The sequence below is a fragment of the Chryseobacterium sp. Leaf201 genome (assembly GCF_001421435.1).
Lineage (GTDB): Bacteria > Bacteroidota > Bacteroidia > Flavobacteriales > Weeksellaceae > Chryseobacterium.
In genome coordinates this window covers 71,112-81,838 of record NZ_LMKA01000024.1, presented here as the reverse complement: position 1 = coordinate 81,838, position 10,727 = coordinate 71,112, and the positions used below count along the sequence as shown (strand labels likewise).

Below are 10,727 nucleotides of genomic sequence, written 5' to 3'. Positions count from 1 at the left end.
AACTTGTATTATTAAATAAAATATAATTACAATACTTTTTACATGATATAAATTAACAATCTGATAATATCACGCATAGCGTTTTTTTATATATTTGCCGCTTGAATCATTATTTACATGAAAAAAATTAATCTATTAATACTTTTTGTATTATTTTTTAAACTGGATGTTTTGCATTCGCAGCAAATCGACCGATTGTATTTATCTTTTGCCGCAACAGGGCGTGTTTATGACATAACGGGTATTACAGGTACGGTTTCACTGCCTGCTCCGCTGGCTTCACCGACGGCTAATCCCCTTGTAAATCTCAGTAATCTGGGAGTAGGGTATGATAATCCCGGAGGAAATCCCAATTCAGTAGTGTTTATCCACTCCGATATCGCGGCCAACAGTGCAGTTTATAAAAACGGAACACCGGTTACTCCGGCTACCACGCAGCCTAACGTCAGCATAGGAGGAATCGGGACCAATAACGTACCGGGGCCTTACTTTGGAAGGGTATACGGTTTCCAGTCCAATACAAAAACACTGTACCCAATTTATCCTGGCGGAGCAACACTGCCGATCACGGCCGCTGCAGGTGATACTGACTGGAATGCAGGATCAACATTTGGAACTGATACGTTCTTCGATTATGAGAACAACATCTATACATTCGTCAATAATTCTACAAATACCGCGCGATATTTATATAAAATTGCCATTGCCACAGGAATTGCAACGAAAGCCGCCCAGATTACCGGCCCTGTTGCAACCATTTCCGGCATCCGGGGAATGGCCTATCTGAATGGAGTTGTTTATACAGCTTCCCTTCTTGGAACCACGGACGGAACAGCAAATACCATCCAGATCAATACCATTAACATTGCTACAGGTGCTTCCAATACCGTTGCCACCATTAATGTCGGGAGCAATTTTGCCAATCTTGATTTAGCTTCCGTTCCTTATTACGTACCGTTTACCTTTACCTGTAACGGAGCGGCATTCCAGGGGAATTCATCATTCTCTACAGGATATGTGTCTACAAGAACCGTAAGGATTCCGATTACCAATGTATATGGTCCCGGTACTTACACCATCAATGTATCAGGTACAGATTTTGCCACTACTTCCCAGAATGTCACCATTAATACAGGCACCACCTTTATCGATGTGCCGGTTACTTATAACGGAACCGGTTCTGCGGGCCAGAAAACAGTTACCGTAAGGCTGGGAAATTCTTCAACCACCTGCTCGGTTACGGCCACTGCTGAAGCATCGTTCGGATGTAACTCCAATATGTATCTTTCGCAGGGCACTACGCTGTACAGAGTAAATACGGCGTCAAACCCATTTACCTATCCTACGGTAGGAACTTATACCGGAAATATCAACTCAATCGCCATCAATCCTGTGGACGGACTGATGTACGGAACGGTGGATGGCAGCAACACAATTGTGAGAATCAATGCTTCCGGTACTTTCACATTGCTGGGTGCTGTACCCGGGCTTCCGAACAATACTACGATCAATGCCGGTGAATTTGATCCGGCCGGAAATTATTATGTAAAACAAGCAGGTTCCAACACCACCCTGTACCGGGTTAATATTGCAACCATGAGCGCCACTGCATTAACGCTTTCACAGGCCGTAAATGTTTCAGATTTTGCCTACAGAATTGCTGATGGAACCTAAAAACAATTCATTATCCCNCGGCGAGAAAGTCTTCAGTTTTGCAACAGGTGTTTCCGTACTCTTGTTTTACGCATTTAAGCAGGTTCCAACACCACCCTGTACCGGGTTAATATTGCAACCATGAGCGCCACTGCATTAACGCTTTCACAGGCCGTAAATGTTTCAGATTTTGCCTACAGAATTGCTGATGGAAGACTTTATTCAGCATCTTCAGATACAGACGGAAGACTTCTGTCAATTGACCTTTCAACTATACCTGCAACGGTGACGTTTATCGGTACCAANTTCTGTAGCAGATGGGTTGCAAAAGAATGCCTGAACGTATGGCCTACAGAATTGCTGATGGAAGACTTTATTCAGCATCTTCAGATACAGACGGAAGACTTCTGTCAATTGACCTTTCAACTATACCTGCAACGGTGACGTTTATCGGTACCAATAGTACGGTAAGTCCTTTCGGAGCGATGTTTGCCTCTTCAACCGGCGAGGTTTACGGTTCCCTTAATACGGGAGGTTTTTACCAGTTCAACCTGATCAACGGGGAGAGAACACTTATCTCATCATCCCCTGCCAGCAACTCGAATGACGGTGCGCACTGTGTTACTGCTCCGATTGCTTTCAGTGCAGATCTTTATACAACGACAACGGACGGCGTATCCACTTACGCGCCGGGAACCTCTGTAACGTATACGGTGGTTGTAGGAAACAACGGGCCTTTCGGGGTTCAGGGAGCAACGGTTTCCGTACCTGTGCCTGCAGGAATTCCGGCAGCCAATATAACATATACTGCTGTAGGTGCCGGCGGTGCCACCAGTGCAGTTACCGGAACACAGAACGGCGCCATTAACGATCTTGCCAATTTACCGCTGAACGGTACGGTTACTTATACGATTACGGTAAATATTCCGGTAACGTATACCGGTAATTTAACCAGTACGGTTGCCGTTACCTCTCCGGCCAACAGTACGGACCCGAATACCGCCAACAATACGGCAACGGATACCAACGTACAATCCGTTTGCTATAATCCGGTAACCAATACCGCTGCCGGAATTGATACCCGACTGGGAATAACATTACAGAAAAACGCAAGTGTCGGAACCGGGAACTGGCCGTTTACCCGTAAGTCTGCCCATATGGCAATAGAATCGAATACACAGGGATTTGTGGTTACCCGTCTTGCAACCGCTAATTTATCAAACATCACAACACCTCAGGAAGGAATGATGGTTTTTGATACCACAGCAAAATGTTTAAAAATATACTCAGATGGTGTATGGAGATGTTTCTCGGTTCCATCATGCCCTTAATAAAAAAATATCAGCAATGAAAAAAGGAAAAATTTTCACAATCGCTTTACTTGCTTTTTCAGCATCTGCATTTTCACAGGTTATTATGGGGGATGCCATCGGTATAGCGGCAAATAAAACCAGTGTATTACTGGAATTTGCAAATACGAATAACAAAGGAATCATACTGCCCTACGTAAGAACATTACCCACAACTCCTGCACAGGGAACTTTACTGCTGGATGCCGTTAATGCTGCACAGGCAAGGATACGATACTACAACGGAACTTCATGGATTGATATGAGCGGGCAGAACGGAAATATTACGTCCGTTATGGCTACACAGCCTGCCTTAGCGGAAACCGCCACTGAAAAATTCATCATCGGTGCAACTTCTACTTCCGCAAACGGAGCCGTAGTTCTGGAATCTGCCAGTAAAGCCATGGTACTGCCTACGGTTACGGATGTCAATAATATCCCGAGCCCATCCCCGGGCATGATGGTGTACGTGAATAAAACCGGAGCCAAAAGATTAGCCGTTTATAACGGCGAAAGATGGTCATTCTGGGCAGCACAGTAAAATAAAACAATATTATTGTTATTACGGAAGAGTCCGGCTCATATTGAGCCGGACTCTTTGATTTAACCGTTAGCTGTTCAGTTCTTTATACCCTCAATACGATCTTTTAAGCACAAATCAGAATGAATTCGAGGGGTTTCTCTGCTTTAATCAGCAAAACTTAAACAAAGAAAGCACTCAAATTGAGTGCTTTCTATCATTTATCCGCGCCGGATCATTTTTTAAAATTCGATCGGGTCAAATTCTATGATTCCCTGTTCATGAAGTTATGACTTTACACCACGGTTTCAAATTCATTCCATGTAAAATTACCCGCACAAGTATACATTAAAACTGGCGGAATAACACCGATTTCTGTCCACCCATGGCACTTCTCAGTACAACTGGTGTAGGAGACATGGTAAGCGGATTTTTTATCGGCCCCGGAACCGGATCTGGACATTCCAGGATATCGAAAGTCACAGGATCCATACTTGTTACCCAGTTGCCATCAGAATCAATGACAAGATAGACCGGATCTGCAATATTGGCACTCAGCGTAATGGTAACCTTGTCTTTTCCGATCCAGGTCGTGGTCCATAAAGCTTCGCTCATACTTTGAAGCGAAGTAAATGCCTTGACGCCGGATATTTCAGAATGCATATCATATACAACAACCGATGCATCTGTAGTAGTTCCGTCATGGATTGAGCTTACCAGGCTTGCATTATCTCCTGTGGCTTCCAGCCAGTGCATCTGCCCGGCGGCGGCTCCCAGGAAGGTTTGCGTTTCATCTATACGCGCAGTGCACATCAACGTACATTGCGGTATAAGATTTCCATACGCAGCAGTTATCGGTGCAATGTAAAGTAACCAATAATGACTTGTATCTGTAGCTTTCAGGCATTCTGCTGCCAATGGTGAAGTTTTATCAAAAGTAAATTCATTATTATCCAGGTCAAAAAACGCTATGGTCTGATCTAAAACTTCTTTTACGGATAAGATATCTGTGTCATTATATACCGGGCTAAACACTGAACCGGAATAAAATACCAACGGATTATAATTGGGACGTACCAAGGCTATTGACACATTATCAAGCTGTGGCTGGGCATATTTGTAAAGGACAATATTATCACAGGTCCCAAAATCCGGAGTGCCTGAATAATGACCGTCATTGAACACCATGGTATCTTTATCCGCTGCCAGATACATATTGGTTTGCTGCTGGAAACTTGTTGCCCACTCCAGAAGAAAGACGCCATAGTCATATTTCTCTTTGGTATTCATTGCCGTGGCAAAAGCCAGCAAGTGCAGTCCGCGTACCAGACGCGCACGCAGACGTATGAATGCCGGTGCGTCCATCAGAGTGATAAGCGGCGTTCCGATAGATTCTCCCACCATGGCATTATGGATGCCTACCATGCATGCCAGCAGGTTGGTTTCACCTGCTGAAGCTTCCAGCATTGCAGTTGCCAGTTCCTGGGCGCCGTGTGTATCTGCAGGGTCAAGTGCTGCCATTTCCATGCTCCAGGTATCAATCGCGGTCAGCTTATCGTTCAGGCCGAGGCCTTCGATATCCTGCTCAATGTTCTTCAGTTCCTGGTAAATAGCATCCAGATCATTCTTAATGCCCTGCAGCGTCTGTTCAATCGCCTGCAGTTCATTAATAAGCTTCTCCTGAAATTCAGCAGTTTGCTGCGCGGCAAATACCGAATTGATCAGGCTGCCTATTGCTCCTACGCCTCCCAGGATGGGAGCCACTTTTCCGAAAATAGCAAGCCAGCCTGTATCCGCGTCGCCTAAATGGCTACTGCCGGCTGTTTGCAGACTGTTCTCAAAGTTCTCAATGGTTTTGTTTTTTTGTTCTTTCATAGACACACAAGATACTGTATTTTAAGCGATAACACTTCCTTTTCGTATTTTAATATTGTTAAGACTTTTCCTCTTCTTCAGGAACACCCTTTTTGACATTTCATTCAGGCTTTCTTTCATGTAAAAATTTTTTTTGTTCTCCCGAATTTATAAGACATTGCAAATCAATATATAAAAAAAAAATATATACCACATGTAATAGATGTAACACCTGAAATGTCTTTATTTATAGGAAATAAAACGATTAACAATAAGAATTTGATTCTTATAAATCTGCAGAACCATAGGTGAAAGGTCTTCTGTATTAAAACTTATCATATAAACAGCAATGAAGAAACTCTTATTTCTATTTTTAATGATTCATGTATTTTCATTCGGGCAAAAAAAGATCAATGTGAAGATAGATCCCAGGATTGAAGCAATCAGTATTTTTTATACTCTGGCAACCAGGGATACATTGGATAAAAAACCCACGCCATCCGTATATTACCGTCAATTTGATCAGTATTTCGAAAAGTACAGGCAGCACAGTTCATTAAACTGGTATCGAAATCTTGATACCTGGGACGGTTATGACCTGTCCAGCATAGGCCTCTACCTATCAGACAAATATCCTTTCAGATTGAAAATCCCCTATACAGGCAGTCAATTACGCAGCTGCGATATCAAAACATTCCTGGAAAAATTCAATGATTTTTATAAAGACTGTAAGGTTGATGATTTTATAAAGGCCCATAAAGCAGAATATTTAAGCATTACAGAATTTGCTCATGGTAAAATTAATGAAAGCGGGATCTTAAATGATGTTGACCATTTTTTTAATAAGCCTTCACAGGGAGAAATAGTCATTTTTGTCGATATCCTGAACAATCTGGGAAATAATGCCATCACCATTGATGACAAGAGTTTCAGAGGTAAAAAGATTTTTAAGCTGGCTTATCTTAAAGATGATGATAGGGTACAGACCAATGATACCGAAGTTCAATTTATACCGTTGCCCAATGTGGTGATTCATGAAATATCACATCTGTATGTAAGTGATTTTATTCCTTTGTACAGGGAAAGATTAACTAAAAAAAGAAATATTTTTTTAGTAACATCAAAAGGAGAAAAACTAAAAGAAAAAGATTGGGAAAATGAGGCTGATGAATTGATTGTGAGAATCTGCGTATCCAAAATACTGGGCGAAAAATATGGTCCTGAAGCCGAATTGAAAGAGGTTGAAAATCAGTCAAAACACTTTAAATATTTTAAAGAATTAAATCTGTTTTTCAATAAGTATACCCAGCATAAAAATAAGTACAGCAGCATATCACAGTTTTATCCTGAAATTGTTAATTATCTGGAGAACTTAAATTGATATTGTATATCCTGTTCTTATTGAGATTTTTCAAAATCAGTTTTCATGGTTCAGTGCTGGTTTCTGCTGGCTGAGCTGATAAATCCTTCTATTCTATTTCTATTGATTCAGATACCGTTTAAACCAATCCTTTTATTATTTCCCTGCAATTTTCGGACTGCTGAAAAATACCGACAGGTATAACAGTAGAAAAATTATATACCCAACGAGTATTACTCCTAAAATTACGGAAGGAAATCCGTTTTTAATGTTCCATTTTAACAGGGCTACGCCTCCTACTGCAAATTGTGCAAGATTTCCCATATAAAGTGCCTTACCATAAATTCCGCCCATGATTACGGTTCTTGACATCCAATTGGTAATGCCGAAGCCGAATAACAATCCTCCTAAGACCTGAATGATCAACAGAACATATTCATTTTCATCAATTGTAAAATTTTTTAAAACTTCATCCGGAATAAATATGCAGAGTAAAGCGATCAGTGCTAAAAATATGCTGCTGGCTGACTGTATTAATTTACTGTTCATTGTTTTGTGATACTTACGTTTATTTTAGTTTATTAATTTGTTATTCAATCTCAATCCTGTTGTAAGCCATCCACCGTTTCAAATTGCCAACCATTCTTTTTAAATGATCTTCATTCAGGAAAATATTCGTCCAATAATCAAATCTGTCACACTGGACACTTATGTAATAGGTCATTATTGATAAACAGGCAAAGGGCAAAAAATCTTGTTCCGGCCTGCTGATTTCAGTTACAGTCCCGTAACCTTTTATGAAGCTGTCTGCCTTTTCCTGATATTCCTCTTCGTTTAAATGCGTTGCAAATAACTGAAACAGGAAATAAGAAATGTCAAAGCATAAGTAGCCGTTGCCACAAAAATCAAAGTCGAAAAATGTAATTTCTTTTTCATTGTCAATATGCAGATTGTCAAACCAAACATCAAGATGAACGGCTCCGTATCTCATTTTCTGCCTGTCGGTATTTTCCATTTTCAGCGTTAAAAAGGCAGATAGGTTTTCCAAAAATTCAATTTCGCCAATGTTTGTACTGTAGAATTCTTTTGTCCTTAAAACAGGGTTCTTAAGCAGGTTCCGGGCATCGTAAGAAATTCTCATCAGTCCGAAATTTTCTGTCGACTGATGAACTTTTGCCAAAGCCTGCCCAATCAGGAAACTTGTCTGGTGTGAAAATTTTGCAGTCTTTGTGCCTTTAGCATACGAAAATAAAACACCAAATCTTGTCCCTTCCGGGGCTTCAATTTCCTGAATAAATTGGTTGGACTGATCAGCTATCGGAAAAGCAACCTGCCGGTCTTCTTCTTTTAAATGAAGTAAAAGCCTTAATTCTTCTTCAATTTCTGATTTTGTCCGCCAGTTATGCGTGTAAACCCTAAAAACATATCTTTCCTCGTCATCATGGACCATGTATAAATGATTCATAGCAAGTCGGAATATGCTGCATTCCGTTTTGTCGCTTAGCCCATATTTTCGTTGAATCAGTTTGCCAAGTGCGTTTGGTGAAAGCGTACTGTTTATTGCCGGGAACTTCTCTGTCATCAGTTATAAATATATGCTATGGCGTTAACATTTTTAGCTTTACACCTGTTACATCGTTTTTTTAGATTTTTATTGATCTGCGTTATATTAAATAAAAGGACTCGTTACTTATTTCACAACGGTTAAAATATAACGTTCATTTTGTTTATGTCATTAACATCCTTAAGCCAACAAAACTCCCCTACTTTTCAGGTTTCACTTCGTTTGACAGGCTTCTGAACTTCAATTAAAATACGGTGGCAAAAATAGAAAAACATTTCCGTTCGATTGTGAAAAATACTCATGCATATGATTAATAAAATCACAATACTGTTTTTACAGATCATGAATGTACTTTCTTTAGAATGTAACCGTCATTTTAAAATTTTATTTTCCCGCCGTCTTCCTATGTAATTTCTGTGTTCCTTATTTAAAGTTTATTTTGAGTAATCTGATATCATCTGTTCATTTCTGATGAAGTAACTGTATTATCCATGAACTTTATCAGCGGCTTGCCGCTACTCTTTGCTTCCTTAAAATCTGAAAGTATTAATAAAAATTTGCGTTTAATTAAGATGTTTTTTTTAACGCAAAGATTATCTTTCTGTGCGTTTATTCTGTTCATTTTGCTTCTAAATTTAAATTTTTATTTGAATCAGCGAACCCTTGCGGGTTTGCCCTGATGCAAAACGAACCAAAAGATCAAGACCTGGATTCTTCCGCTAAAAATAAATCCTGTTCACTAAAAATTCTAAACTTGCGTGATAACGAGATTATTCTTCGGTTCAAAACTTGCCTCACGCTTCGGACGGAAGAATTTTCTTAACGTTCACAGGCTTCATTTTCTTAACGCTTAGACTCCTATGTCGTTTTTTACCGGCAGTCGGTATTATGATTTTCAAGGTTTTCTATGTAATCTCATATCATCTGTTCTCAACCGAAATAATGGAAACAATAAAAATCAAAGATTTTTAAGAGCTTAAGTGTTCTTCTTATTTTCAAAGCGGTTATTTTACCTGTTCTAAAGTGTAAAATATTTTAGCATTTTCGATTTATAAGTCTATTTATTCGTTCATTTTGCCTTGATGCAAAACGAACCAAAAAATCAAGACCTGGATTCTTCCGCTAAAAATAAATCCTGTTCACTAAAAATTCTAAACTTGTGCGAAATCATTTTTTGGTGAATACACACTGGTTTCCTCGCACTTCGGACAGTAGAATTTTCTTAACGTTCACAGGCTTTATTTTCTTAACGCTTCAGACTCCTATGTCGTTTTTACTGGCAGTCCATATACATCTCAACATTGCNTTTTTGGTGAATACACACTGGTTTCCTCGCACTTCGGACAGTAGAATTTTCTTAACGTTCACAGGCTTTATTTTCTTAACGCTTCAGACTCCTATGTCATTTTTTACCGGCAGTCGGTTTTGTAATTTTAGTTTTTTTATATAATCTGTTATCAATCGAAATAATAAAAATCAAAGATTTTTAAAAACTTGAGTGTTCTTCTTATTTTCAAAGTGGTTATCTTACCTGTTCTAAAGTGTAAAATATTTTAGTAATTCTGATTTTGCAAACTATCTCATCCGTTCATTTCTGATGAAGCGGACGTATCAGCCAGGCGCTTTATCAGCAGCTTGCCGCTATACCTTTGCTCACTTAAAATCTGAACGTATTATGAATAAATCTTTGCATTTAATTATTTTTTAACGCAAAGATTATCTTTCTGTGCGTCTATTCCGTTCATTTTGCCTTGATGCAAAACGAACCAAAAGATCAAGACCTGGATTCTTCCGCTAAAAATAAATCCTGTTCACTAAAAATTCTAAACTTGTGCGAAATCATTTTTGCCTTGATGCAAAACGAACCAAAAGATCAAGACCTGGATTCTTCCGCTAAAAATAAATCCTGTTCACTAAAAATTCTAAACTTGTGCGAAATCATTTTTGGTGAACACACACTGTTTTCCTCGCACTTCGGACAGAAGAATTTTCTTAACGTTCACAGGCTTTATTTTCTTAACGCTTCAGACTCCTATGTCGTTTTTTACTGGTAGTCGGTGATGTATTTCTGGTGTTCTTTACCTGTTCTAAAGTGTAAAATTTTAGTAATTCTGATTTTGCAAATCTATTTCATCCATTCATTTCTTATGAAGCGACTGTATTATCCATGAGCTTTATCAGCGGCTTTGCCGCTACCTCTTTGCTTCCTTAAAATCTGAAAGTATGATGAATAAAAACTTTGCGTTTATTTTTTTTACGCAAAAGTTTTGATATTGCTGGTAAGATTCAGTTTATGGTTAAAGAAAAAATGGTATTAACGTAAAACTGCAGCATGTCCTAAACACCCATCAGCAATGATTTTTATCATTTATTTTAATTTGTTCTAAATAAATTCTGTATCCGCCGATTAAATTTCTATTTTTGCGG

At 39.2% G+C, this 10,727-nt stretch carries 7 protein-coding genes and 1 pseudogene; 5 read left to right on the top strand and 3 right to left on the bottom strand.

The features are described 5' to 3' along the window. The first annotated feature begins 171 nt into the window (after nucleotides 1-171). The 4 genes and pseudogenes from ASE55_RS03165 to ASE55_RS03150 all read left to right on the top strand — a co-directional run bounded on the left by ASE55_RS03165 (nucleotide 172) and on the right by ASE55_RS03150 (nucleotide 3,543). Nucleotides 172-1,674 carry a DUF6923 family protein gene (locus ASE55_RS03165; RefSeq protein WP_185116270.1) on the top strand — a complete coding sequence of 501 codons (1,503 nt, stop codon included), beginning with the start codon at nucleotides 172-174 and terminating at the stop codon, nucleotides 1,672-1,674. A gap of 120 nt (nucleotides 1,675-1,794) precedes the next feature. After that, nucleotides 1,795-1,958 (top strand): annotated as a pseudogene (locus ASE55_RS20890) (hypothetical protein); the annotation flags it as partial. 27 nt (nucleotides 1,959-1,985) lie between these two features. After that, nucleotides 1,986-2,984, top strand: a complete 999-nt coding sequence (locus tag ASE55_RS03155) for a DUF11 domain-containing protein (protein WP_238584977.1) — start codon at nucleotides 1,986-1,988, stop codon at nucleotides 2,982-2,984. A gap of 16 nt (nucleotides 2,985-3,000) precedes the next feature. Beyond that, entirely contained in the window at nucleotides 3,001-3,543 is a 543-nt protein-coding gene (locus ASE55_RS03150) for a hypothetical protein (RefSeq protein WP_056215460.1), read from the top strand. A gap of 327 nt (nucleotides 3,544-3,870) precedes the next feature. On the opposite strand, the gene ASE55_RS03145 is transcribed toward ASE55_RS03150, so the two are convergent. Next, on the bottom strand, nucleotides 3,871-5,397 hold the full coding sequence (locus ASE55_RS03145; RefSeq protein ID WP_056215457.1) for a hypothetical protein: 1,527 nt from the start codon (nucleotides 5,395-5,397) through the stop codon (nucleotides 3,871-3,873). A gap of 328 nt (nucleotides 5,398-5,725) precedes the next feature. On the opposite strand from ASE55_RS03145, the gene ASE55_RS03140 reads away from it, so the two are divergent. Next, entirely contained in the window at nucleotides 5,726-6,757 is a 1,032-nt protein-coding gene (locus ASE55_RS03140) for a DUF4932 domain-containing protein (protein WP_082474326.1), read from the top strand. A gap of 135 nt (nucleotides 6,758-6,892) precedes the next feature. On the opposite strand, the gene ASE55_RS03135 is transcribed toward ASE55_RS03140, so the two are convergent. Together ASE55_RS03135 and ASE55_RS03130 are read right to left on the bottom strand one after the other, a co-directional pair. After that, nucleotides 6,893-7,285 carry a hypothetical protein gene (locus ASE55_RS03135; protein WP_056215452.1) on the bottom strand — a complete coding sequence of 131 codons (393 nt, stop codon included), beginning with the start codon at nucleotides 7,283-7,285 and terminating at the stop codon, nucleotides 6,893-6,895. 40 nt (nucleotides 7,286-7,325) lie between these two features. After that, on the bottom strand, nucleotides 7,326-8,201 hold the full coding sequence (locus ASE55_RS03130; protein ID WP_238584976.1) for a phosphotransferase: 876 nt from the start codon (nucleotides 8,199-8,201) through the stop codon (nucleotides 7,326-7,328). Nucleotides 8,202-10,727: the final 2,526 nt, after the last annotated feature.

Bases quoted from the DNA above. Each gene is read 5' to 3' on its own strand.
- ASE55_RS03140 (WP_082474326.1), top strand. From the start codon at position 5,726: ATGAAGAAACTCTTATTTCTATTTTTAATGATTCATGTATTTTCATTC.
- ASE55_RS03130 (WP_238584976.1), bottom strand. From the start codon at position 8,201: ATGAATCATTTATACATGGTCCATGATGACGAGGAAAGATATGTTTTT.
- ASE55_RS03155 (WP_238584977.1), top strand. From the start codon at position 1,986: ATGCCTGAACGTATGGCCTACAGAATTGCTGATGGAAGACTTTATTCA.
- ASE55_RS03150 (WP_056215460.1), top strand. From the start codon at position 3,001: ATGAAAAAAGGAAAAATTTTCACAATCGCTTTACTTGCTTTTTCAGCA.
- ASE55_RS03145 (WP_056215457.1), bottom strand. From the start codon at position 5,397: ATGAAAGAACAAAAAAACAAAACCATTGAGAACTTTGAGAACAGTCTG.
- ASE55_RS03135 (WP_056215452.1), bottom strand. From the start codon at position 7,285: ATGAACAGTAAATTAATACAGTCAGCCAGCAGCATATTTTTAGCACTG.